Source organism: Nonomuraea sp. NPDC059007 (assembly GCF_042740555.1).
GTDB lineage: Bacteria > Actinomycetota > Actinomycetes > Streptosporangiales > Streptosporangiaceae > Nonomuraea.
The window spans coordinates 1-22971 of record NZ_JBHYJD010000011.1 but is presented as its reverse complement, the minus strand read 5'-3'; the positions used below and the strand labels follow the sequence as shown (position 1 = coordinate 22971).

21 protein-coding genes are annotated in these 22971 nt (G+C 69.1%); 10 read left to right on the top strand and 11 right to left on the bottom strand.

The window, feature by feature from the left end; all coding sequences use genetic code 11:
* Positions 1 to 45 precede the first annotated feature (45 nt).
* From ACFWY5_RS19845 to nucS, 3 genes are all read right to left on the bottom strand, one after another.
* Positions 46 to 3510 carry a hypothetical protein gene (locus ACFWY5_RS19845; RefSeq protein WP_379633490.1) on the bottom strand — a complete coding sequence of 1155 codons (3465 nt, stop codon included), beginning with the start codon at positions 3508 to 3510 and terminating at the stop codon, positions 46 to 48.
* 7 nt (positions 3511 to 3517) lie between these two features.
* Positions 3518 to 5173 carry a hypothetical protein gene (locus tag ACFWY5_RS19840; protein ID WP_379633488.1) on the bottom strand — a complete coding sequence of 552 codons (1656 nt, stop codon included), beginning with the start codon at positions 5171 to 5173 and terminating at the stop codon, positions 3518 to 3520.
* Between the two features lie 957 nt (positions 5174 to 6130).
* Complete coding sequence (nucS, locus tag ACFWY5_RS19835; RefSeq protein ID WP_379609125.1) at positions 6131 to 6793, bottom strand: endonuclease NucS; 663 nt, start codon at positions 6791 to 6793, stop codon at positions 6131 to 6133.
* 37 nt (positions 6794 to 6830) lie between these two features.
* Between nucS and ACFWY5_RS19830 the strand changes: the two genes are divergently transcribed.
* Genes ACFWY5_RS19830 through ACFWY5_RS19810 form a run of 5 tightly spaced genes read left to right on the top strand, consistent with a single transcriptional unit; the run spans position 6831 to position 10926 of the window.
* Complete coding sequence (locus tag ACFWY5_RS19830; protein ID WP_379609126.1) at positions 6831 to 8279, top strand: 3-hydroxyacyl-CoA dehydrogenase family protein; 1449 nt, start codon at positions 6831 to 6833, stop codon at positions 8277 to 8279.
* Positions 8276 to 8566, top strand: a complete 291-nt coding sequence (locus ACFWY5_RS19825) for an ATP/GTP-binding protein (RefSeq protein WP_184965901.1) — start codon at positions 8276 to 8278, stop codon at positions 8564 to 8566. The genes ACFWY5_RS19830 and ACFWY5_RS19825 overlap by 4 nt, the downstream gene beginning before the upstream one ends.
* A gap of 26 nt (positions 8567 to 8592) precedes the next feature.
* Positions 8593 to 9306, top strand: a complete 714-nt coding sequence (locus ACFWY5_RS19820; RefSeq protein ID WP_379609129.1) for an alpha/beta hydrolase — start codon at positions 8593 to 8595, stop codon at positions 9304 to 9306.
* A gap of 43 nt (positions 9307 to 9349) precedes the next feature.
* Positions 9350 to 10108: an SDR family NAD(P)-dependent oxidoreductase gene (locus ACFWY5_RS19815; RefSeq protein WP_379633486.1), complete on the top strand. Its 759-nt coding sequence runs from the start codon at positions 9350 to 9352 to the stop codon at positions 10106 to 10108.
* Positions 10109 to 10131: 23 nt separating this feature from the next.
* On the top strand, positions 10132 to 10926 hold the full coding sequence (locus ACFWY5_RS19810) for an alpha/beta fold hydrolase (protein WP_379609132.1): 795 nt from the start codon (positions 10132 to 10134) through the stop codon (positions 10924 to 10926).
* On the opposite strand, the gene ACFWY5_RS19805 is transcribed toward ACFWY5_RS19810, so the two are convergent.
* The 3 genes from ACFWY5_RS19805 to mce all read right to left on the bottom strand — a co-directional run bounded on the left by ACFWY5_RS19805 (position 10886) and on the right by mce (position 13985).
* Entirely contained in the window at positions 10886 to 11968 is a 1083-nt protein-coding gene (locus ACFWY5_RS19805) for an AI-2E family transporter (protein WP_379633484.1), read from the bottom strand. The genes ACFWY5_RS19810 and ACFWY5_RS19805 overlap by 41 nt on opposite strands.
* A gap of 106 nt (positions 11969 to 12074) precedes the next feature.
* On the bottom strand, positions 12075 to 13370 hold the full coding sequence (locus ACFWY5_RS19800; RefSeq protein WP_184965893.1) for a DivIVA domain-containing protein: 1296 nt from the start codon (positions 13368 to 13370) through the stop codon (positions 12075 to 12077).
* Positions 13371 to 13562: 192 nt separating this feature from the next.
* Complete coding sequence (gene mce, locus ACFWY5_RS19795) at positions 13563 to 13985, bottom strand: methylmalonyl-CoA epimerase (protein ID WP_379633482.1); 423 nt, start codon at positions 13983 to 13985, stop codon at positions 13563 to 13565.
* A gap of 84 nt (positions 13986 to 14069) precedes the next feature.
* On the opposite strand from mce, the gene ACFWY5_RS19790 reads away from it, so the two are divergent.
* Positions 14070 to 15251: an acetyl-CoA C-acetyltransferase gene (locus tag ACFWY5_RS19790; protein ID WP_379633480.1), complete on the top strand. Its 1182-nt coding sequence runs from the start codon at positions 14070 to 14072 to the stop codon at positions 15249 to 15251.
* Between the two features lie 161 nt (positions 15252 to 15412).
* Here ACFWY5_RS19790 and ACFWY5_RS19785 read toward each other — a convergent pair whose 3' ends face one another.
* From ACFWY5_RS19785 to ACFWY5_RS19770, 4 genes are all read right to left on the bottom strand, one after another.
* Complete coding sequence (locus tag ACFWY5_RS19785; RefSeq protein WP_184965887.1) at positions 15413 to 15550, bottom strand: hypothetical protein; 138 nt, start codon at positions 15548 to 15550, stop codon at positions 15413 to 15415.
* A gap of 32 nt (positions 15551 to 15582) precedes the next feature.
* The gene (locus tag ACFWY5_RS19780; RefSeq protein WP_379609136.1) at positions 15583 to 15726 is read right to left on the bottom strand and encodes a hypothetical protein; all 144 of its coding nucleotides are present in this window, start codon (positions 15724 to 15726) and stop codon (positions 15583 to 15585) included.
* A 145-nt stretch (positions 15727 to 15871) separates the two neighbouring features.
* Positions 15872 to 16522 carry a DUF4230 domain-containing protein gene (locus tag ACFWY5_RS19775; protein WP_379633478.1) on the bottom strand — a complete coding sequence of 217 codons (651 nt, stop codon included), beginning with the start codon at positions 16520 to 16522 and terminating at the stop codon, positions 15872 to 15874.
* A 28-nt stretch (positions 16523 to 16550) separates the two neighbouring features.
* Complete coding sequence (locus ACFWY5_RS19770; protein WP_379633476.1) at positions 16551 to 17861, bottom strand: hypothetical protein; 1311 nt, start codon at positions 17859 to 17861, stop codon at positions 16551 to 16553.
* Between the two features lie 222 nt (positions 17862 to 18083).
* On the opposite strand from ACFWY5_RS19770, the gene ACFWY5_RS19765 reads away from it, so the two are divergent.
* From ACFWY5_RS19765 to ACFWY5_RS19755, 3 genes are read left to right on the top strand one after another with little or no spacing between them, the layout of a single operon-like run.
* A complete protein-coding gene (locus ACFWY5_RS19765; protein WP_379609139.1) occupies positions 18084 to 18635 on the top strand; it encodes a MarR family winged helix-turn-helix transcriptional regulator in 552 nt (183 codons plus the stop codon).
* Positions 18619 to 19563, top strand: coding sequence for a co-chaperone YbbN (locus ACFWY5_RS19760; protein ID WP_379609140.1), 945 nt, complete (start codon positions 18619 to 18621; stop codon positions 19561 to 19563). Before ACFWY5_RS19765 ends, ACFWY5_RS19760 begins: the two co-directional genes overlap by 17 nt.
* A gap of 16 nt (positions 19564 to 19579) precedes the next feature.
* Complete coding sequence (locus ACFWY5_RS19755) at positions 19580 to 20209, top strand: AAA family ATPase (RefSeq protein ID WP_379609141.1); 630 nt, start codon at positions 19580 to 19582, stop codon at positions 20207 to 20209.
* Here the strand turns inward: ACFWY5_RS19755 and ACFWY5_RS19750 are convergent.
* A complete protein-coding gene (locus ACFWY5_RS19750) occupies positions 20184 to 21326 on the bottom strand; it encodes a phosphatidylinositol-specific phospholipase C1-like protein (protein WP_379633474.1) in 1143 nt (380 codons plus the stop codon). The genes ACFWY5_RS19755 and ACFWY5_RS19750 overlap by 26 nt on opposite strands.
* A gap of 174 nt (positions 21327 to 21500) precedes the next feature.
* Between ACFWY5_RS19750 and ACFWY5_RS19745 the strand changes: the two genes are divergently transcribed.
* Entirely contained in the window at positions 21501 to 22910 is a 1410-nt protein-coding gene (locus ACFWY5_RS19745) for an NAD-dependent malic enzyme (protein ID WP_379609143.1), read from the top strand.
* The last annotated feature ends 61 nt before the right edge of the window (positions 22911 to 22971 follow it).

Genomic DNA, 22971 nt, shown 5'->3' with positions numbered 1-22971 from the left:
GGTCGAACATAGAAGCTTCATGTATGACCTGTCAATGATGGAATATCAGGATTGGGCCGTCAGAGATCCGGCCGCGCAGGACATCGAGCCGTAGGCGAGGTTGAACAGGGTCGCGGCGCCGACCGCGATGCCCCAGGTGACGGGCTCCTCATCGTCGGCCAGCAACGGCGACAGGACGCCGCTGCCGTCGAAACAGGTCCCGGCCCAGCCGTTGAGAACGCCGATCGTGTTCTGGTTCTCCTCATCGACGGTCGCGGCGATGGTCGGCACCTCCCACAGGATGTTCGCGCCGAAGTCCACCCAGGGAGACGCCGGGCCCCAGACCTTGCTCGCGCCCGAGTCCCGCGCGGTCAGCCCGACGCCCAGGTCCACGAGCGATTTCACGATCATGAGATCGGTGAGGGCCTGGTTGGTGACGGCCCACCACTTCTGGTCCTTCAGGTCCTGGATCTGGCCCATGACGTCGGGGGCCACGTACACCCAGTACGACACGCACGCCAGGCTGTTGAGGACCGGGAAGGCCTGCGTGACCACCTTGAACTGCCGGGCCTTCGTGGCCAGCGGCTGCAGCACGCTCACCGCCACCGCTCCGGCCATGGCGCAGACGCCGCCGGTGAGCGCCAGGATGTTGTTGGTCGAGGTCGGGACGGCCCCCAGGCTGGTGTCCTTGGGGTTGCAGATCCGCTGAATGGCCGCGAAATCCGGCGCGTCGATCAGCGCGGTCGTGGTGGCGTCGTCAGGGAACGGCGCCTCGTCGGCGATGAGCTTGTAGCCGATCGTGACCGGGATGGCGGCCACCAGGCAGGCCGCGTCCAGCAGGCTCAGGTCGTTGCCGGAGACCTTCCGGTAGAGCCACGACAGGACGGGGATCTCGATGGTCGCGGTCAGAACGTCCATGGCGCCGTCGACGAGTTCGGCCAGCACGTCGACCGCCGCGAGCAGGACGTTCTCGACGCTCTCCAGGAACGCGTCGGTGATGATCGCGATCACTTCCGTGACGATCTGGTCGAACGAGATCTGGTCGATCTTGTCGATGATGTTGCTCTTGAAGCTGGCGAGTGCCTGCTGGAAGATCTCCTCCTCCCGGCTCAGGGCGTCCACCAGCGGCTGGAGCGTGGCCGCCACGTCGCCCGTGACCCCCTGGTTCGGCTGGGCGGTCGTGGTGCCGTTGGACGCGTTGCTCTTCAGCTGGTGCAGCCCCCAGTTGCTCTGCGGGCTGTTCTGGCCGGGCACCGGCTGGCCGGACGCCACGACACCGCCGCGGGTGGTGCCGCTCAGGCTCGGTGGAATGTTGCCGGGGAGATCGGCCCACGAGTCGACGTACCCCTGCGCATCGGTGAACGCCTGCTGCAACCGGGTTCTCGCGTCGCCGAGCCCGTCGATGCTCTTCGCCACGTACTGGGTGAAGATGTTCTTCAGCACGTTGTGCGTGCGCACGATGTCCGACCAGACGAACAGGAAGCCCAGCCACTTGATCAGGTCCTCGAAGAACACCTTGATCTTGTTGAGGACGAACTCCACCGCGTGCACCACCGCGTCGACGCAGTCGAGCAACACGTCGTAGACCTCGCCCGCGATCGTCGCGAGGAAGTGGTAGACGCCCTCGGCCTCCTGCACGACGAAGCTCACGACGTCGTCGAAGCAGTCCTTGAGCCAGGAGAAGAAGTCACCCATCGCCACCGAGATGGCCGACCCCCCGCCCGCCAGGTGCGCGAGGGCTTCGGGCCCTTCGTGGTAGGTGAGCCCGCCGCCGGCGAACGAGACGCCCCACACCCGCGGCACGGCGGCCCTGGGTTCGCGGGTGGCGCAGTCGCCGGAACCCTGCCGGGAGCCGTCCTGCGGCAGTCCGGAGTTGATGTTCATGAACTGCGCGAGCGCCTGGGCGGCGCTGTCGCTGTCGGCCGTGGCCACGCCGGAGGGCACGAGCGGCGCCCGCGAGCCGTCCGCGTTCGTGACCACGACGGCCCGCAGGTCGTCACCGGTCTGTACGGCGTTCAGCGTCGCGATCGCGTTGGCCATGGGATTGACGTCGGCCACGACGCCCGGCGTGTCGGTCAGGACGACACGGAAGCAGACGGCGGCCAGGGACTGGGTCTCCTGGACGACGGTCAGCACCCCGGTCGCGTCGGTGGTCGTGTTCACCGGCACCGTCGGTGACAGCAGGTGGTAGACGTCGTCCAGGTAGACGCTCACCGGGCTGGTCGCGGTCACCGCCACATTGGTGCTCGGTGCCGCGAGGCCGTTGTCGTCGGTGACGGCGAGGTGAGTGGTGAAGGTGTTGTACGTGATCACGTCGTCCGGATCGGTGGCCGGCAGCAGGATCGAGCGCTGGAGCCAGTCGGTGGTGACGGGATCCTGGGTGAGCTGGACGAGGTCCTGACCGTCCAGGTCGGCGAACAGGACGTTGGTGCCGGCGCCGAGGTTCAGGAAGAACGCGAACCGCGCGGCCGAAGGCAGCAGCGGCACCGGCGCCGACCACGCGGCCGGGTCCGCCTCGCCACCCGCGGCGCAGCGCACGTAGCACAGGGTGCCCTGCGGGCCGAGACCCCAGACCGCGGTGCCGTCGGCGTCGCTCGCCGCGGCGAGGGTGGCGGCGCCGGCCAGGAGACCGCCGGCCACGATCTGGACCGGCACCGCCTGGTCGTGCTGGTTGTCCGGCGTGAACACGTACAGGCCGTCCCCTGCGGACACGAACAGGTTGGTCACGCCGGAGCCGTTGAGCGCCGCCGCGATCGTGCTGGTCCCCGCCGGCGGCGTCAGCCGGGCGGGGTCGGGCGCGTCCCGGTTGGGTGCGTTCTTGGCGACGAAGTAGTTGTACTGCGGTGTGAAGAGCAGTTGGGGCTCACTCCCGATCGTGCCGAAGGTGTAGATGCCGGGAATCGGGTCGTTCTCGCGCTGCCCGAGGCAGTTCACGATGCTGTTCGCGGCGAAGTCGGCGGCGAGCTTGTGCGGGTTCCACCGGGGCGACCCGCCGGGCGTGATGTAGTAGCGGTCGAGTAGTTCCAGGGAGTCGCCCGGCACGCGTATGACGTCGACGAAGATGTTCTCGGCAGTGCCGGGGCCGTTCATGACGCAGACGTCGGCGATGGTGAGCGGGTCCGGCGCGGTGCCCGCGTCGAACGGGACGGCCGTCCAGGTGACACCGTCCGCCCAGGCCGCGTCGGTGTTCGCGTTGCCGAGCGAGAGGTACAGGACGTCGGCGCCGTCGACGGTCACCGCGAGCGCGAGGTCGACGGCGAGGGTCTGGGCGTTCTGGGTGACGGCGAACGCCTTGGCCATCACCGGGGCGCCGCCGTTCCGGGCCGACAGGGCGCTGCTGAGGTCGATCCTGTTCCAGCCGGTCGGGGTCTCGGTCACCTCGCGGGTGAGGTAGCAGACGTCGTCGGTTCCGATCGAGAAGAAGAGCGCGTCGCCGTCCTGCGACTGGAGCACCTCGAAGGCCTGGTCGGGGGCCATGACCACGGCGGCCTTGTGGTTCTCCATCAGCTCGGAGTCGAAAGAGATCTTCATGGTGTTCTCACCGAGTGGGGTCGGCGTAGGTGATGTGCGAGACGAGGTCCTGGTTGTCGGAGAACGCGGCGTCGCTGAATGAGAATGTCGATCCACCGGGGAAGACGAAATTCTCCACGAACGAGGCTGGAATGTCCGTCATGGCGGTCGCATAGCAACCTTGCGTGTACTGCTTCACGTAGGCGATGAGTTGATTGACCCCGGTGAAGAAGTTCAGGAAGCCGTTCTGCCCGGGCGTCTGCGAGTTGTCGACCACGTTCGAATCCGGCGGAGAGACCACGATGCGGCCGGTGTCGTCCACTCCTATCGAGTAGACGTCCGTGATGGCTTTGTCGACGATATTGCCGCCGGCCCCGCTCCCCGCGCATCTTATGTAGGTGTAGATGACGAGATGCTGGGCGATGATCATTGTGTTGCCCTGGACGGTCACGGAGAAGTCGTAGGTGCTGTCGAGTTCCATCTTCCCGCCGAGAACAGGACCTCCGCACTCGTCACCCGCGGTGCTCTTGAACGCGACGGAGACGATGGTCGACCCGGACGCGGGAATGGATATCGTCGGGTTGCTGTAGAAGAGATTGAAATTGTAGGTGACGTCTGGAGAATCGCATACAAGGTCCACGTCCCCGGTCAGGCAGTTGCACGAGATGTATTCGGACAGCGTCTGGTCGCCGTTGTAGAAGTTGAGGAGATAGTTGGCGAACGTGTTCCTGTTCAGGGCCGCCACGCCGTCGTACTGGGACGCCTCGCCCGGCTCGATCCAGTTCCAGCCGAACCCGGCGTGCGTGGTGTCAGGAAGCTGGTCGTAGTTGGCGGCGCACAGGTAGTTCAGCGTGAGCGGCGCGCCGTCCGAGCCGACGGCGTCCGGCGTGAAGAAGTTCACGTCCGTCACCGCGATCGAGGACGGCGACGTGTCCGTCACCTGCTTCGCGGCGTAGCCGAGCACCTCGCCGCCACCGAGCGCCTTCCAGTAGGTGTCGACGAAGTCGCTCGTCATGAACGCGTTGAGCACGCTGTTCGACGGTTCGTCGTTGAACTGGAAGCCCTGCTCCAGGTCGGAGCTGTTCAGGTCGTAGTAGAGCTGCTGGACGCCGAACATGTCGGGGTCGCCGACGCCCTTGAGCCGGTTCTGCACGTCCGTGGGAAGGCTCTCGAAGGAGGCGTCCTGAAAGTCCAGGTCGACGGCGCCGGAGAAGGTCCAGCTCGTGCCGGACGGCTGCGCCTGGTTGACCCAGGTCATCGAACCGCGCGGACCGAAGAGGAGCTCCGTCGCGACGAACTCGGAGAACATCAGCGTGTACGTCACATTCGACTGCCCCGGCTTCAGCGCGATGATCGGCGGCAGCGACGAGGGATCGACGCCGGGCGGAAGGCCCAGCCTCGCCTTGACGGCGAACGCGAAATAGGCGTTGTTGAGATTCTGCACTCTCGCGTCTGATGACGGTGTGCCGTCGGGCACGGTGAAAGGGTCCGTGTTTCCGGCATTGGCCACGAAGGTGGCGAAGTCGATCGGGACCGGCTGGTCGCCGTCGTATACGTAGCACAGGATGGCTTCCGGCAGACCGCCGTAGAGATATTCCGCCAGGGTGCTGTTGACGCTGTCCTGGGTGACCGCGACGACATAGTCGAATCCGGTCGACGAGAGATTGGAATCCTGAGCGCTCATGAAACGTTTCCTTGTATCTGAAAAAGAGGCGCCGCCAAAAGGCGTACCATTCCGAAGCCACAACCCGATGGGGCGGATTCTTCGTGCGCGGGGCGTTGTCCGCCTTCTCCACGCGCTGATTCTGTTGGCATCCGCGTAGTAGGTCGAATACCCTCTGCTCAGATCAGTACACGTGCCGCGCCTTCGTCTCTTGGAAAGTTCTGCGCCCATCTATCCGCGTCGGCCGTCGATTAAACGGCGACACGCCGTTTCTCGGCCACTGGGAAAGTTGGCAAAAGAACCGATCCGGGTTGATGGCGTTCGCATGGACCGGGTTCCGAGACCGGGGGCGTGAAGATCGGGGATTTCGGCGCCGGGTTGTTCTTCGCATCCGACAACATCTGCGAGATCGCTGCGCGTTTGACAATGGCGCGGGGGAGCCGGGAGCTTGGCAGTGGGTAGATCTCGCCGCCCTGGTGGTCGCGATCGGTGTCAACCAGGCACTGCCGGGGTCTGCCCGCTCGCCGAAGCCCGGCGGCGGCTCGCCGGTGCTCCAGGGTGTGTTTGATCAGCGCAGAACCAGCAGGTCTACTCGATTGGTTCTGGGTTCCGGGGTGGGTGTGCACGGCTTGGCGGAGTCGCACAGGCCTGACCGGCCGTGCCCATCCCGATCGGGTGCTGGCCTTGGTCAACGCCAGGGCTTCGGCCGAAGGTCTTTCGCTGACCGTGCCCGGGCAACGCTCGGGGTCCGGGGGCGGGCCCCCGGCAGGGGGTCGTGGGGGGCTTGGCCCCCCACTGAGGGGAGCCCGAGCGTCTGTAGCGCGCAGCGCCCCCTTGCGAGGACCGTGGGGGTCCGGGGGCGGCCCCCGGCAGGGGGTCGTGGGGGGCTTGGCCCCCCGCTAAGGGGAGCCCGAGAGCCCTGGCGCGTAGCGCCCTCTCGCGAGGACCGTCAGCGCGCAGCGCCCTGCGAGGATCGGGCTAGAAGAGGGTGGGGTTTTCGGGTTCGATGCCGCGCAGCGCGTCGTAGTCCAGGGTGACGCAGTTGATTCCGCGGTCCGTCGCCAGCACCCGGGCCTGGGGTTTGATCTCCTGGGCCGCGAACACCCCGCGCACCGGCGACAGCAGCGGGTCGCGGTTCAGGAGTTCGAGGTAGCGGGTCAGTTGTTCCACCCCGTCGATCTCGCCGCGCCGCTTGATCTCCACCGCGACCGTCGCGCCCGCGGAGTCCCGGCACAGGATGTCCACCGGCCCGATCGCCGTCATGTACTCCCGGCGGATCAGCGAGTACCCGTCGCCCAGCGTCGTGATGTGCTCGGCCAGGAGTTCCTGCAGGTGCGCCTCCACCCCGTCCTTGATCAGGCCGGGGTCCACGCCCAGTTCGTGGGAGAAGTCGTGGAGGATCTCCTCCATCGTCAGGACCAGCTTCTCGCCCGTCTTGCCGTGGGTGACGGTCCAGGTGTCGCCGTCCTCCTTGAGCTTGCAGGGCGGGTTCATCCAGTTGAGCGGCTTGAAGGCGCGGTCGTCGGCGTGGATGCTCACGCTGTTGTCCGCCTTGATCATGATCAGCCTCGGCGCCATCGGCAGGTGCGCCGTGAGCCGTCCTATGTAATCCACGCTGCATCGCGCGATGACCAGCCGCATGACGGCCCACCCTACCGGCTCTGGAAAACTGGGGGGCATGGCGTTTGAAAAGGTGGGAGTGGTCGGTCTCGGCACGATGGGTGCGGGGATCGCCGAGGTGTTCGCGCGTGCGGGGATACGGGTGATCGGCGTCGAGGCCGATCCCGAGGCGCTCGCGCGGGGTCGCGGGCACCTGGAGAGGTCCACCGGCCGGGCCCTGGACAAGGGGCGGCTGAGCGCCGAGGAGCGTGCGGCGATTCTGGGGCGGATCACGCTCACCACCGCGCGCGAGGATCTCGCCGACGCCGATCTGGTGGTGGAGGCGATTCCCGAGATCCTCGAGTACAAGATCGCGTTGTTCGCCGACCTCGACCGGATCTGCAAGCCGGAAACGGTGCTGGCCACCAACACCTCGTCGCTGTCGGTGACCGCCGTCGCCGCCGCCACCGGTCGGCCCGGCAAGGTGATCGGCATGCACTTCTTCAACCCGGCGCCGGTCATGAAGCTGGTCGAGGTGGTCGGCACGGTCATGACGGACGACGGGCTGCCGGAGCGGATCGCGGACCTGTCCCGGGCGCTCGGCAAGACGCCGGTGGTGGTGGGCGACCGGGCCGGGTTCGTGGTCAACAGGCTGCTCCTGCCGTACCTCAACCAGGCCGCGGTGCTGCTGGAGCGCGGCGTCGCGGCGCGCGACGACATCGACACGGCGATGAGGAAGGGCGTCGGGCTGCCGATGGGCCCGTTCGCGCTGCTCGACCTCATCGGGCTCGACACCTCCTACGAGGTCATGGGGGTGCTCTTCGACGAGACGCGCTCCCCGCGCCACGCGCCCGCCCCCGTCCTGCGCGAACTGGTCACCGCCGGGCTGCTCGGCCGCAAGAGCGGGCGCGGATTCCACGGCGAGGAGCCCGCTCCCGGCGAGCCGGACAAGGCGTCCGCGACCCGGGTCCTGGTCCGCGGCGAGGGCGCGGAGGAGCTCGCCGCGCGGCTGGCCGCCGCGGGCTTCGGTGAGTCCGACACGCCCGACGTCGTGCTGCGGCTCGGTGAGCGTCCCGTGATCGAGCACGCCGTACGGCATGCCGACCCGTCCCGCGTGGTGGGCATCCACCTCGTGGGCCAGAGCGTCGCGGAAGTCGTCTCGACCGTGCTCACCGCCCCGTCGGCGACCACCGCTGCCGTCGGCCTGATGACCGTGCTCGGCCTGGCCCCGGTGCCCTGCCGGGACCGGGCGGGCTTCGTGGTCGAGGCCCTGCTCTTCCCCTATCTCAACGACGCGGTCAGGATGCACGAGTCCGGCTACGCCTCGATCGCGGACATCGACAACGCCATGCGGCTGGGCTGCGGTTATCCGGCGGGGCCGTTCGAGATGATCGAGAGCATCGGGCCGCGGGAGGTGCGCGACGGCCTGCGCGCCCTCTACGCCGAGTACCGCGAGCCGTCCTACGCGCCCGCGCCCCTGCTCGACCAGCTCGTCACCGCGGGCCTGCAGACGTTCCCGCGCGCATGAGCCCCCGCCGCGCCCGCCGCAAGGAGTCGACCCGCCCCAACGCCTTCCCCTCGACCACCGACCGGGTGGAGGAGTGGCCGGACGGGGAGTGGAAGGTACGCATGCTCAGCGGCGCCGGAGCCGCCAAGGACTACCGCTGTCCGGGTTGCGACCAGGAGATCAAGGCGGGCCAGCCGCATCTGGTGAGCTGGCCCAACTGGACCGGCGGCGACGAGGAGCGGCGGCACTGGCACACGGCCTGCTGGCGCAAGAGACTGGACCGCGGTCCCGGCCGTAGCCGTTACTGAAAGGAACGATTAGTGAAAGGAACGATGTGGAGATCCGCGCGGCGAGCGTGCTGCCCGCCCGGCGTGAGCCGATCGAGTTGCACACCGGTGACGGACTGACCCTGGTCGGCGAGCTGGCCCAGCCCGAGGGCCGCGACCCGGTCGCGACGCTCGTCACCCTGCACCCGCTGCCCACTCACGGCGGCTTCATGGACAGCCACGTCTACAAGAAGGCGGCCAACCGCCTGCCCGCGCTGGCGGATCTGGCGGTGCTGCGCTTCAACACCCGCGGCACCTCCTCCGAGCGCGGCACCTCCGAGGGCGCCTTCGACGGCGGCGAGGGCGAGCGCTACGACGTGGCGGCGGCGCTGGAGTACGCCGAGTACCACGATCTGCCGCGCGTGTGGGTGGTCGGCTGGTCGTTCGGCACCGAGCTGGCGCTGAAGTGGGCGCGCGACCCGCTGGTGGAGGGCGCGATCCTCATGTCGCCGCCGCTGCACAGGGCCGTGGACACCGACCTCGACGCGTGGGCGGAGTTCGGGCGGCCGATGACCGTGCTGGTGCCGGAGTTCGACGACTACCTGCGGCCGGAGGAGGCGCGCAGGCGCTTCGCCCGGGTGCCCCAGGCCGAGGTGGTGGCGGTCGAGGGGGCCAAGCATCTGTGGGTGGGCGAGCCGTACGTGCGCATCGCCCTGAACGAGATCGTCAAGCGGGTGAATCCGGAACGCCACCCGCTGCCCACCGAGGTGCCGGAAGGCTAAGCTCGCCCTGTAGAACGATGTTCTGTGGAGCGAGGAGGCGGGCGTGGACGCGTTCGATCTGACCGGCAAGAAGGCACTGGTCACCGGAGCATCCCGGGGCATCGGCAGAGCCATCGCGCTCGCCTACGCGCGGGCGGGCGCGGACGTGGCGCTGGTCTCCCGTTCGGCCGAGTCGCTGGGCGAGGTGGCCAAGGAGATCTCCGAGCTCGGCAGGAGCGCGTTCGTCGTCCCCGCTGACCTGGCCGACAGGGAGGCCGCCGCCGCTGCCGTGCGCACCTCGATCGAGGCGCTCGGGCACGTGGACATCGTGGTCAACAACGCCGGAGGCTCCAACTTCCTGGTGGAGTTCAAGGACCTGCGCCTGTCCGGCTGGGACAAGCTCATGCGGCTCAACCTCGACTCGGCCGTCTCCGTCTGCCACACGATCGCGCCGCACCTGCTGGAGCGTGGCTCCGGTTCGGTCATCAACGTCGGCTCAGCGGCCGCCAGGGGCGCGCCCTTCCTGGCGCCCTACGCCGCCGCCAAGGCCGGGCTGGTCGCCCTCACCAAGTCTCTGGCCATCGAGTGGGCCCGCGCGGGCGTCCGGGTCAACGCGCTGTGCCCCGGCTGGACGGCCACCGACCTCAACCGCAACCTCTGGCAGGACGAGGCGGCGAGCCGTTCGACCATCGCCTCGGTTCCGATGGCCCGCTGGGGCACCGCCGAGGAGATGGCACACCCCGCCGTATTTCTGGCCAGTCCGGCGTCTGCCTATATGACAGGCCAAGTCCTGTTCATCGACGGCGGTCTGACGACAACCTGAACGAAGCGGACTACCGTGAGTCCGTGCAGCTCTACACGAGATCAGCCGGGAACGGTGTCCCGGTCGTCCTGCTCCACGCCTTCCCCCTCTCCTCGGCGATGTGGCTGGCCCAACGCGAAGGGCTGGCCGCCTCGTGCAGGGTGATCACGCCAGATCTGCGGGGGTTCGGCGGATCGCGGCTCGGTGACGACGAGCCGTCGGTCGACGCCATGGCCGACGACGTCGCCGCGATGCTCGACGCGGAAGGCATCGAACGCGCCGTCGTCGGCGGCCTGTCCATGGGCGGCTACGTCACCATGGCCTTCTGCCGGCGCCACCCCGACCGGCTGCTCGGCGTCATCCTGGCCGACACCAAGGCCTCGCCCGACCCCGAGCCGGCCCGCGACAACCGCGAGCGCATCGCCCTGCGGGTGCTCGACGAGGGCCCCGGCGTGCTGGTCGAGGAGGTGCTGCCCGCGCTCATCGGGCGGACCACGCGCGAGCGGCGGGCCATGGTGTTCGGGCGCGTACGCGGGCTGGTGCAGGCCGCGCCGCCCGCCGCGGTGGCCTGGGCGCAGCGGGCGATGGCCGCTCGGCCGGACTCCTTCGACACGCTGAGCGGGCTGAAGGTGCCGCTGCTGGCGATCGTGGGCGAGGAGGACGAGCTCTCGCCGGTGGCCGACGCGGAGGCGATGACGCGGGCCGTACCGGATGGGCGGTTGGAGATCATCAAGAAGGCCGGGCACCTGAGCGCGGTCGAGCAGCCCGAGGCGTTCAACGCCGCGGTGGCCGACTTCGTCAGTTCCGGGCCTGGTGGGGCAGGACGATCTCCCGGATGATCAGCGAGATGGCGGCGGCGACCGGGATGGCCAGCAGCGCGCCGACGATCCCGAGCAGCGCGCCGCCGAACAACGCGGCGATCACCGTGACCGCGGGCGTCACGTCGACCGAGCGCTTCATGACGCGGGGGTAGATGACGTAGTTCTCGACCTGCTGGTAGATCACGAAGAAGATGGCGCAGGCGATGCCGGCGGGTACCGAGCCGAGCAGGGCCACGCCGGTCACGAGCACCGCGCCGATCGTCGCGCCGACGAGGGGGATGAGGTCGGTGAGCGCGACGATGAGAGCGAGCGCCAGGGCGTACGGCACGTTCGCGATGGTCAGGAAGATCCAGCTCAGCACACCCGCGATGACCGAGATGAGCACGTTGCCGGCGACGTAGCCGCCGATGCCGCTCAGGATCTCCTCGGTGATCGCTCCGGTACGCTCGCGGCGCGTGGCCGGCACGAGCGTGAGCAGGTAGACCTTGATCGTGTGCAGGGAGCCGAGGAAGTAGAGCATCAGCACCAGCAGCGTCACCGTGGTGAACAGGCCGTCCACCACCACGAGCCCCGCGCCCATGATGCCGCTGGCCAGCGTGGTCGCCATGGAGCCGGTGAAGAATGAGCGCAGCTGCGACAGGATTTGATAGTCCTGTTCCAGCGCGCGCAGCGTGGGGTTGTTGCCGAGCTCGGTGAAGTAGCCGGGCACCGCGCTGACGAAGTCGGCCAGCTGCTGGCTGACCGGCGGCACGATGGCCACGCCGAACAACGCGAACGCCACGATGACGCCGGCGAAGACGATCCCGATCGCCGTCCGCCTGGACAGGCGGCGCCGCTGGAGGGCCTCGACGGCCGGGTTGAGGCCCACGGCCAGGAACATCGCGACCGTGATGAGGATGATCACGCTCAGCGAGCGCACGACCATCTGGCCGATCGCGATGGCGGTCAGCACGCCGAGCCCGCCGATCAGTCCGAACAGGAACGGCCCGCGGGCCAGCGGTTTGCCCGGCATGCCGTACTGGGTGTTCTCTTCGGCCGGAGTCTCGACCTCAGCTGACAATGGGGGCTCCTGGGACAAATGGGGCGGAGGCAACAAAAAGAGAGCCTAGCGACCATGTGGTCGCCAGGCCCCTTTCAGCCGTCAGTCAAACCCCCGAGGGCGGGCCTTACTCCTGCCACCACTCGCTGTCGTCGTCCGCCTTGGCCTCCGTCTTGGCGGGTGCGGCAGCGGCCGGCGTGGGCGCCGGCTTGTCGTTGGCGGACGCTGCGATCGCCGGCTTGGCCGGTGCCGCGGCCACCGCGGGCTCCGGCTCCATGCCGGGCAGTGCCGCGCCGCCGAGCAGCTGGCGCAGCTGGGCGAGGTGGCTGGTGATGCTGTCGCGCTGGCGCGTCAGCTCGTCGACCTGGCGCTGCATCGAGGAGCGGATGCGCTCGGCCTCCGACTTGGCCTCCGAGACGATCGTCTCGGCGCTGGACTTGCTGTCGGAGACGATCTGCTCGGAGCTCTTGCGGGCGTTGGCGACCAGCTGCTTGGCGTGGATGTCAGCCTCGCGGCGGGTCTGCTCGGCCTGCTGGGTCGCCTTGGTCGCGCGCGACTCCGCCGTGGCCGCGCGCTGCTCGGCCTCGGCGACCAGCTTCTGCGTGTTGGCCTGGGCGGTGGAGTGGCGCTCGGCCTCCTGGCGCTCGGCCTCCTCGCGGCGGGAGGCGAGCTGGATCTCGAACTCCGCCTCGTCCTGGGCCCGCTTGGCCTCGGACTCCTCCAGCACCCGCTGAGCCTGGGCGCGCATCTCGTCGGCCTGTCGCTTGGCCGTCGTCAGGACCTCGTCACGCTCGCGCTTGGTCGATGCGCGGAGCTGGGCCACCTCGCGCTCGGTGGTCGTGCGGAGCTTGGCGATCTCGCGCTCGGCGTCGGCGCGCTTCTCCGCCACCTCGTGGTCGGCGGTGGCGCGCAGCTTGGCGGCCTCACGCTCGGTCGTGGCGGTCAGTTCGTCGGACTCGCGGCGTGCGGTGCCGCGGATCTCCTCGGCGTCCCGCTCTGCGCTGGTGCGCATGTCGTCGGTCTCGCGCGTGGCCTGGGCGCGCTTCTCGGCGGCTTCGGCCTCGGCGGCGGCGCGTACGTCCGCTGCCTCCACCTTGGCCGCGGCCTTGACCTCGTTGGCCTCGGAGCGCGCGGCCTGCACGAGCTCGGTGGCCTGCTCCTCGGCCAGGCGCAGCAACTGCTCGATGCGGGCGCCGAGACCGGAATAGGTGGGGCGCTCCTGCTCCTGCAGCTGGCGCTGGGAGTCGGAGAGGTCGCGCTGAATGTTGGCGAGCTGTTCGCGAGACTGACGCAACTCGCCGTCGAGTTGCTTCAGGTGGTCGTGGACCTGGTGGCGGTCATAGCCACGCAGCACCACGTCGAATTCGCGAGCTGGGGCGTCCTCGAAGAAATTGTTGAGCTGGGCGTCGATGTCGGACTGCATGGAGGCTCGATCCTGGGTTGTCGAGACGGCTACATCGGCCGGACGGGGGGTTCGGGGCATCCGAGCCAGGAGCCTGTGCCTCACGGCAGGCTCCATGTCCGGTGGAAAGCCAGCGTACTCCGCTGGTGCCGCCTTGGAGGCCCCGTCCAACTATCTGCGTGACTAGTTACATATGAACGTTTTTTGCATTTCCTAGGGCCTGGCCGCTTGGACAAGCTCCGTCAGCATTCCTCCCACGTCCTTGGGGTGCAGAAACGCGATCGAAGATCCCATCGAGCCGTGACGGGGATGTTCGTCGAGCAGCCTGACGCCCTTGGCCTCGATCTGTTCCATCGCCCCTGCCACGTCGGGCACGCCGAAAGCGACGTGGTGGACGCCCTCGCCGCGCCTGGCCAGGAATTTGCCCACGGGGGAGTCCGCGTTGAGAGGCTCCAGGAGCTGGATGTAGGAGCCGCCGCCCTCGCCGTCCGCGATGTGCAGCATCGCCTCCTTGACGCCCTGCTCCTCGTTGACCTCCCTGGCGACGACGGTCAGCTCGAACAGGCCGGAGAAGAGCGCGATCTTCTCCTCCAGGTCGTTGCAGGCGATCCCGATGTGGTCGATACGCATGAACATGTGTGGCCTACCTCCATGGCGGTCATCCAGGTACCCGTGGGTATGGTGTCAAACGACCCCTCGTGTGCACAGGAGGCCCCTGACATGTCTGGTTCCGTCATCGTCGCCGGAGCGCGCACGCCGATCGGCAGGCTGCTCGGCTCGTTGTCCGGATTGTCCGCCGTTGAGCTTGGCGGCGTCGTTATCAAGGCTGCCCTGGAGCGTTCCGGGGTCAGCCCCGACCAGGTCCAGTATGTGATCATGGGCCAGGTGCTCCAAGCGGGCGCCGGCCAGATTCCGTCGCGACAGGCGGCGGTCAAGGCGGGCATCCCCATGACCGTGCCCTCGCTGACCGTCAACAAGGTGTGCCTGTCGGGCCTGGACGCCATCGCCCTGGCCGACCAGCTCATCAGGGCCGGCGAGTTCGACATCGTGGTGGCGGGCGGCATGGAGTCGATGTCCAACGCGCCGCACCTGCTGCCCGGCCTGCGCAAGGGCGTCAAGTACGGCCCCGCCGGCATCGTCGACTCGATGGCCCACGACGGCCTGTTCTGCGCCTTCGACCAGGTGGCCATGGGCGAGTCGACCGAGCGGTACAACGCCCGCCTCGGCATCGGCCGCGAGGAGCAGGACGCCTTCTCGGCCAGGTCCCACCAGCTCGCCGCGGCCGGCATCAAGAACGGCCTGTTCGACGACGAGATCGTCCCGGTGGAGATCCCCCAGCGGCGCGGTGAGCCGATCGTGGTCAAGGACGACGAGGGCGTACGCGGCGACACGACGCCGGAGGCGCTGGCCAAGCTGAGGCCGGCCTTCGCCGCCGACGGCACGATCACCGCGGGCTCGGCCTCGCAGATCTCCGACGGCGCCTGCGCGGTCGTGGTGATGTCGAAGGCCAAGGCCGAGGAGCTGGGCCTGCCCTGGCTGGCCGAGATCGGCAGGCACGGCAACGTGGCGGGCCCGGACGCCTCGCTGCAGTCGCAGCCGGCCAACGCCATCAAGCACGCGCTGTCGAAGCAGGGGCTGAGCGCCGGCGACCTGGACCTGGTGGAGATCAACGAGGCGTTCGCCAGCGTGGTGCTGCAGTCGGTGAAGGAGCTCGGCATCCCGATGGACAAGGTGAACGTCAACGGCGGCGGCATCGCGGTCGGCCACCCGATCGGGGCCTCGGGCGCGCGCATCGTGCTGGCGCTGGCCCACGAGCTCAAGCGGCGCGGTGGCGGGCTGGGCGCGGCCGGGCTGTGCGGCGGCGGCGGCCAGGGCGACGCGCTGATCATCCGCGTCCCCTGACCGCACGGAAGCCCTTTAGAGGCTGAAAGCCGTAAAGGGGCACGAGAACAAGAAGGCCGCGTGGCGGGAAATCTCGCCATGCGGCCGGGCCGGTGCGTGCGGCTAGGGAGGCAGTTTGGCCCGGCCGCGAGGGAGGTGGCGGCCGGGCCATCGTGCGGTGGTCATGAGGACAGGAACTTGGCGAACACCGAGCGACGCCCGGTCTTACGCGCCTCGCGGGCCCGCCGGTGCTCGGCGGCGGCCTTGCGAAGCTCCTCGGCGTGGTTCTTCATCACGGTGTACTCGAGTTCTGCGTTCATCGGAACCTCCTGGAGTCGTAAGGGGGAAGGTCTTAGTGGGAAAGGAACTTCGCGAAGACGGAGCGGCGGCTCTTGCGGCCCTTGCTCGCCTCCACGGCCCTGCGGTGCTCGGCGGCTACGCGGCGCAGCTCCTCGGCGTGGTTCTTCATGAGCGCGTACTCAAGCTCGGCGTTCATTTCGGGTGACTCCCGGTGTCTTGGTGCTGTTGTTTCCTTGCACTCTTAACACTCCTCCTAAGGCCCACCCCGCCACATCGGGCGGATGCCTTATCTGTGTGCCTTAGGCAGGTCCGGGAATACCTAGACGGGGTCCTAGGCCTCCCTAGGGCTCATCCGAGAACTTGACGGTGACCTTGGAGAAGCCCAGTGACTTCAGCAGTCCCTGGAGCATGACCTTGGTGTTGGCGTCGGCGCGGGCGCGCAGGTCACTGGCGGTGGCCGCCTCGGCGATCTTCTTCTCGGCCAGGACGTACAGCTCGCGCTGGTCGGTGGGGCTGGCCGACAGGAAGTCCTCGACCCGGTCGAGCAGGCCGCGCTGCTGGGCGAAGACGTAGGAGCGGTTGTTGTCGATGTTGGGCTTCTCCAGCTGGGCCCGGGGCAGGCGCAGGGTGACCTGGGTGCGGTCCTCGGAGACGGTGACGGCGTCCTTGGCGAGGCCGGTGAAGTCGACGTAGGCGTCGACGCCGCCGGAGCCGACGAAAAGGGTGCGGCTGCCCTTGATGGCGTCGGGCAGGAAGTTGGCGTCCTTCTCCAGGTCGACGACCACCTGGAAGGTGCCGGTCGCCGCCTCGAAGCGGCTCAGGTCGTGGATCGACTGCAGGAGCACCGGCTGGCTGCGGTCGACGGTCTGCTCGCCGAGGGGATTCCACCAGGCCCAGGCCAGGCGCCCGCCGACGATGAGCAGCGCGGCGAGTACGAGGAGCCCGGCGATATTTCGCCACCTGCGACGTCGCGTCAGGGGAGATGTCGTCATGCGGGCAGTACTACCCGCATGACGATCATCATTGCCAGCTCTGGGGTGACATTCCTGTCGGATACACCGGATAAATCGGCGTTGGCGAGGCCGGTACGGCACTGGCCATGGGCCCGCCGCCGAAGTGGGTCCCCGACAGCCGGCACGACTGGAACTCGTTGTAGAACATGCGCAGCCACTCGCGGCGCTGCGGCTCGCTCAGCCCGGAGAACCAGGCCGCGGCGTACTGGTGCTCGGGCAGCGGCCCGCCCGGCAGCGGCTCGCCACGCAGCCACGCCATGACGATGTCGCGGTAGCCGTCGGAGGGGGAGTCGGTGCACCTGGCCGCCAGCGACTCGATGTAGGCATAGGCGGCCTCGTCGGCGAACCCGGCCGACAGATCGGGCACGTGGATGGCGGCCAGCCCCGAGGCGGACTTCAGCGGCTGACCGAGCGGGCGCTGCTCCACCCGGGTGAAGGCGGCGGGCGTACCGGACAGACGGGAGGCGATCTTGGTGAAGGTGGCGCCGAGCTCAGTCAGCCCGCCGCGCATGCCCGGGTGGACACAGACGGTGATCGGCCAGTCCTGGCAGCTGTAGGCGATCGCCTGCGCCGCGGCGGGCTTGGGGTCGGTCAGCAGCCGCGCGACCCCCGTCCCCGCGGCCATCACGGCCAGCAGCGCGCAGGCCAGCACGAGCGCCCGCCGCGTCACCACGGCCGCCCAGCCGAGCAGCAGCGCGGCGGTGATCCCGATCAGCCACAACGTCTGGTCGAGGAAGGCCGCCCCGCTGAGCCCCTGGAACAGGTCGTACGGTTCGCCCGTGCCCGGCGCCAGCCGATCGGCCCACGGACGCCCCTCGGCCAGCCAGGTGAACAGCCCGTAGCAGGCGATCCCGGCCACCGGCGGCATGAAGGGGTAGGGCAGCAGCCACCCGGCGACCCACCCGACGACGGAGTAGAGCGCCAGCCCCGCCATGCCCATGCCGAGCCCGGACAGGCTCAGCCGGCCCGCCTGCTCGGTCAGCACCGTCTTGATCGCGAGCACGAGGACGGTCGCGGCGAACGAGCCCGTCACGACCACCAGGATGGCCAGCGGCGCTTTGAGCGCGCGCCAGGTCGACAGAGAACGTCCCCGCAGCGCGCGCCGCTTGCGCAGCGCCACCCACGCGGCGAAGGCCGCCGCCACCGGGCCGGTCAGCCGGAGCGAGCCGATGACGGCGGCGACGATGTTCTCCCAGGCGTCGACGCCGGGGATGAGCACGCTCCATGCCGCCATCAGGCCCAGAGCGAGCAGGACCGCGACGGTGACCGCCGCGCTGTGCTTCAGCTCCTCGCGAGTGACACCCGCGTGCTCACGCACAGAAAACCCCGTTGACGTACATCAAAAGCACCCCCCGTGCCCTTGGCGCCGCGAAGCTGAGGTGTCCGGGCCGTCCCCACGGCTTCTTCCGGACTTTGCGCTCCGCGTCACCTTCCGTGCGAGAACCATAACTGAGCGTGATGATTGAAGGCGGCGTTCTTGGTCAAGCTTGTGCGTCCGGCTCCGCTACGTAATCAGACGAACCAGCGCTAACGTAGCGCTGTGCCACAGCCGAAGCCGCTCAACCTGCCGTTCGATCCCATCGAACGCGCCGCCGAGACCTGGCGTGTTCACTTCGGGCCCTCTTCCGCCATGGCCGCCGTTACTTCGATCATGAGAGCGCATCAGATCCTGCTGTCGCAACTTGACTCGCTCCTTAAGCCTTACGACTTGACCTTCGCGAGGTACGAGGCATTGGTCTTGTTGACCTTCAGCAGAACCGGCTCGCTCCCGCTGTCGAAGATCGGCGAACGCCTCATGGTCCATCCCACGAGCGTCACCAACACGGTCGACAGGCTGGAGCGGTCGGGCCTGGTCACCCGCCTGCCCAACCCGCGCGACGGCCGCGGGGTGCTCGCCGAGATCACCGACGCGGGCCGCGAGGCCGTGCGCCACGCCACCGCCGACCTCATGGCCGCGGAGTTCGGCATGGAGATGTACGGCGAGGCCGGGCTGAAGCAGATGTTCGACCAGCTGCGCACTCTCAGGGTGGCGGCTGGTGACTTCCGCACGTCCTCCATGCGGCAAGATGAGGAGCATGGCGGACTTCTCTAGGCCCGGGTCGCTCTACGGAGCGGTGGACTTGGGCGCGCGTAAGCAGGCACTGGAGGCGCAGGCCAGGCGGGAGGCCGCGGGTCCCCAGGCCGCGTCGGCGTCGGTGGCCGACGTCACCGAGGCGACGTTCACGAGCGAGGTCATCGACCGTTCGATGACGGTGCCGGTCATTCTCGACCTGTGGTCGCCCCGGGCGCCGGGCAGCGCCCAGCTCAGCCCCGCGCTGGAAAAGGTGGTCGCCGGGATGGGCGGCCGGGCCGTACTGGCGAAGGTGAACGTGGACGCCAGCCCGCAGATCGCGCAGGCGCTGCGCGTGCAGGCGGTGCCGACGGTGCTGGCGATCTTCCAGGGCCAGGCGGTGACCGGATTCCAGCAGGTGCTGCCCGAGGCGGAGATCCAGCGCTGGCTGGATGAGCTGATGGGCGCGGTCGAGCAGTTCTACGAGGCCAACCCCGACGCCCGCCCGCAGCTTCAGGAGGACGAGGCGCAGGAGCCGCAGGCCCAGGCCGAGCCGCCGGCCGACCCCGACCTGCTGGCCGCCGAGCAGGCGATCGACAAGGGCGACCTCGACGAGGCCGAGGCGGCCTACCAGCGGTTGCTGGCCCGCGTGCCGGGTGACGAGGACGCCAGGATGGGCCTGGCCGGGGTGGGGCTGATCAAGCGCACGATGACGGCCGACCCCGACGAGGTACGCCGCCGCGCCCAGGACCCGGCCGACATCGACGCCCAGTTGCTCTCGGCCGACCTGGAGATGCTGGCCGGATCGGTGGACGAGGCGTTCGCCCGGCTGGTGGCCGTGGTCAAGCGCACCTCGGGCGACGAGCGGGAGAAGGCGCGCAGGCACCTGCTCGGCCTGTTCGACGCGCTGCCGGCCGAGGACCCGTCGCTCGCCAAGGCGCGCAGGGCCCTGGCTAATGCCCTCTTCTGACGTCTAACCTGGAGATATGCGGGTCGTCACGATTTCGGCGACGTACGGCACGGCCGGGCACCTGATCGGTCCGGCCGTGGCCGAACGGCTTGGTGTGCCCTTCGTCGACCGCGCGATCCCCAGCGCCGTGGCCCAGGAACTGGGCTGCTCGCTGGAGGAGGCGCTGGCTCACGACGACCGGGCGGAGCACGGCCTCGGCCGGCTGCTGTCCGGCGCGATGCGGCTGCCGACGGTCACGTTCGGCGGCGTGGACATGTACGTGCCCGGCGTCCTGCCCCTGGCTCCGGAGGAGTTCGTACGCAGGACCGAGCGCACGATGAAGGAGACGGCCCGGGAGACGGGCGGCGTCTTCCTGGGCCGGGCCGGAGCCGTGGTGCTTGCCGACCACCCCGGAGCCCTGCACGTACGGCTGGACGCCCCGCTGAAACGCCGGATCGCGCAGACGGCCACCCTCTCGGAGGTCTCCGAGAAGGAGGCGCGTCACACGATCGAGGACAACGACCGGGCCCGCACCGCGTACGTGCGGCACTTCTACCGGGTGGATCCGGCCGAGCCCTGCCAGTACCAGCTGGCCGTGGACAGCACGCTGATCCCGGTGCCGGTCTGCGTGGAGCTGATCGTCACTGCTGCCGAAGCCCTGGACTGACGTCCAGCCGGTGGTCGCGGCAGCCCCTCGGGGCGCTGACCGGGTTGCACCGGGCCGTGGCGCCGCCGGGCAGCTCGCCCACGTATTCGGAGCCGTTGCGCGCCGACAGGCCGATGACGGGGAAGTCGGTGCTGACCATCTGGGCGCCGCTCTCCAGGGCCGACCGCAGCCGCGTGGTGTCGCCGGAGCGGGCCTCGGTGAAGGGCACGTCCGAGCGGGTACGCACGTAGTAGCCCTTCTTCACGAACTCCTGGATCTGGGCGACATTGGCGCCGAGCGGGTCGTTCCAGCCGATGAAGGCGGCGTCGGGGCGGCCGGGGCGGGAGTTGGTGAACAGCACCCTGCCCTCCAGGCTCGGCCGTCCTGACAGGTAGTGGGCCTGCAGGGCGGGGTCCTGGTTGTCCATGAAGAACATGACCTTGCCGCGGGAGCGGTCGAGGCGCGGCCAGCCGTACTTCAGGACGGACTCCTCAAGCGTGCGGCCGGCCCTGCGGACGCTGTCGGGCGTGATGAGCCGCTCGCCGGGGAAGACCGAGCGGATCTCCGCGTCCAGGGCGTCCAGCAGGGCCGTGTCCCACGGCGGGCTCTTGGCGCCGCCCATCGCCTCCTTGGCGGGGTCGGTGCGCTTGAGCTCGGTCAGGATGGTGATCGGCACGTGGCCGGGGTTGGCGTCGGACCACTGCTTGACCTGGCGCAGGCACTTGACCAGCGACGAGCAGTTGGAGGCGTAGTCGTGGTCGCCCCAGTGCAGGACCTTGAAGCCGGGCTTGGCCAGGTCGGGGTCGGTCAGCGGGGGCAGGCCCGCGTCGCGGCGCACCAACGGGCTGGTGTAGAGGCCGCCCTTGGGGTCGGGGAAGACGTCCAGCTCGATGCCGCGTACATGCTGGGAGGCGAACTGGTTGGGGATGGCGGTGTGCGAGTACTGCAGATTCCACCAGTTGCGGTCGGTCCTGCGCTGGACGTCCTTCTCCTCGTCGGTCAGCTCCAGGTGGTAGCTGTTGTGCGTCGCCATGGTCTGGACGTGGTTGACGCGAAGTTCGTTCCCGGCCGCCGTCGCGGGCGCCGCTGTGGTCAGCAGGGCCAGCGCGGTGGCGGCCAGCAGTGCGGGGGTGCGCAATGGTGCTCCTCGTGCAGGGGTTACGGGACGACCCTTGGGGGACTGAATGAACGTTCCGTAGCAACATTTCCTGATCTTGGGGAAGTATCCGGAAACATCAGCTGTGGGATCGTCCACTCGCGAGAAGTGGCACCATGGAAGGCACTCTTGGTCAGGCCCTGAAGGAGCGATGACGTGGCGACCGTTCCGAGTGTGTCTTACTCCATCACCGTGCGGCTGGAGGTGCCCGCCGGCGGCAAGGCCGTCAGCGCGCTCACCCACGCCGTGGAGACCGCCGGCGGCGTGGTCACCGCCCTCGACGTCAACACCGCGGGCCACGACAAGCTCCGCATCGACGTGACCTGCGCCGCGCGCGACACCGACCACGCGCAGGCCATCGTCGACCAGCTCGAGGCCATCGAGGACGTGGTCATCCACAAGGTCTCCGACCGGACCTTCCTGATGCACCTCGGCGGCAAGATCGAGATGAAGTCGAAGGTGCCGCTGCGCAACCGCGACGAGCTGTCGATGGCCTACACCCCCGGTGTGGCCCGCGTCTCGATGGCCATCGCGCGCAACAAGGAGGACGCGCGCCGCCTGACCATCAAGCGCAACACCGTCGCGGTGGTCACCGACGGCTCGGCCGTGCTCGGCCTGGGCAACATCGGCCCCGAGGCCGCGCTGCCGGTCATGGAGGGCAAGGCGGCGCTGTTCAAACGTTTCGCCGGCATCGACGCCTGGCCCATCTGCCTGGACACGCAGGACGTCGACGAGATCGTCCGCACCGTGCAGGTGATCGCCCCCGGCTTCGGCGGCATCAACCTGGAGGACATCTCCGCGCCCCGCTGCTTCGAGGTCGAGCGCCGCCTGCGCGAGCTGCTCGACATCCCCGTCTTCCACGACGACCAGCACGGCACCGCCATCTGCGTGCTCGCCGCGCTCACCAACGCCCTGCGCGTGGTCCGCAAGGAGATCGGCCAGGTCAGGATCACCATGGCGGGGGCCGGTGCGGCGGGCAACGCCGTACTGCGGCTGCTGCTTGCCGCGGGCGCCCGCAACGTGATCGTCTGCGACTACCTCGGCGCGGTCCACAAGGGACGCGAGGACCTCGACGAGTCGCTGCGCTGGATCGCCGAGCACACCAACGCCGAGGGCTACTCCGGCGACCTGCGCGGCGCGGTGAAGGGCGCGGACGTCTTCGTGGGCGTCTCGGCCCCCGGCATCCTCAACGGCGACGACATCGCCACCATGGCCGACGACGCGGTGGTCTTCGCGCTGGCCAACCCGGAGCCCGAGGTCCAGCCCGACGACGCCCGCGAGCACGCGGCGGTCGTGGCCACCGGCCGTTCCGACTACCCCAACCAGATCAACAACGTGCTCGCCTTCCCCGGCGTCTTCCGCGGCCTGCTCGACGCGCAGGCGGGCGGGGTGACGCAGGAGATGCTGCTGGCCGCGGCGGGCGCGCTGGCCGCCGTGGTGACGCCGGAGGAGCTGGGGCCCAACTACATCGTCCCGAGCGTGTTCCACCCCGACGTGGCCACCGCCGTCGCGGCGGCGGTCCGCGAGTCCGCCGGCGGCCGCGCCCGCGGCTTCACCGAGGCCTGATTCACCTGGTGGGGCCCGCACGGGAGCTCTCCATCCCGGGCGGGGCCGGGGGGGGTGGGGT

Coding starts and splice junctions, on each gene's coding strand:
- ACFWY5_RS19845 (WP_379633490.1), bottom strand. CDS start 3,510: ATGAAGATCTCTTTCGACTCCGAGCTGATGGAGAACCACAAGGCCGCC.
- ACFWY5_RS19840 (WP_379633488.1), bottom strand. CDS start 5,173: ATGAGCGCTCAGGATTCCAATCTCTCGTCGACCGGATTCGACTATGTC.
- nucS (WP_379609125.1), bottom strand. CDS start 6,793: ATGCGGCTGGTCATCGCGCGATGCAGCGTGGATTACATAGGACGGCTC.
- ACFWY5_RS19830 (WP_379609126.1), top strand. CDS start 6,831: ATGGCGTTTGAAAAGGTGGGAGTGGTCGGTCTCGGCACGATGGGTGCG.
- ACFWY5_RS19825 (WP_184965901.1), top strand. CDS start 8,276: ATGAGCCCCCGCCGCGCCCGCCGCAAGGAGTCGACCCGCCCCAACGCC.
- ACFWY5_RS19800 (WP_184965893.1), bottom strand. CDS start 13,370: ATGCAGTCCGACATCGACGCCCAGCTCAACAATTTCTTCGAGGACGCC.
- mce (WP_379633482.1), bottom strand. CDS start 13,985: ATGTTCATGCGTATCGACCACATCGGGATCGCCTGCAACGACCTGGAG.
- ACFWY5_RS19790 (WP_379633480.1), top strand. CDS start 14,070: ATGTCTGGTTCCGTCATCGTCGCCGGAGCGCGCACGCCGATCGGCAGG.
- ACFWY5_RS19785 (WP_184965887.1), bottom strand. CDS start 15,550: ATGAACGCAGAACTCGAGTACACCGTGATGAAGAACCACGCCGAGGAG.
- ACFWY5_RS19780 (WP_379609136.1), bottom strand. CDS start 15,726: ATGAACGCCGAGCTTGAGTACGCGCTCATGAAGAACCACGCCGAGGAG.
- ACFWY5_RS19775 (WP_379633478.1), bottom strand. CDS start 16,522: ATGACGACATCTCCCCTGACGCGACGTCGCAGGTGGCGAAATATCGCC.
- ACFWY5_RS19760 (WP_379609140.1), top strand. CDS start 18,619: ATGGCGGACTTCTCTAGGCCCGGGTCGCTCTACGGAGCGGTGGACTTG.
- ACFWY5_RS19755 (WP_379609141.1), top strand. CDS start 19,580: ATGCGGGTCGTCACGATTTCGGCGACGTACGGCACGGCCGGGCACCTG.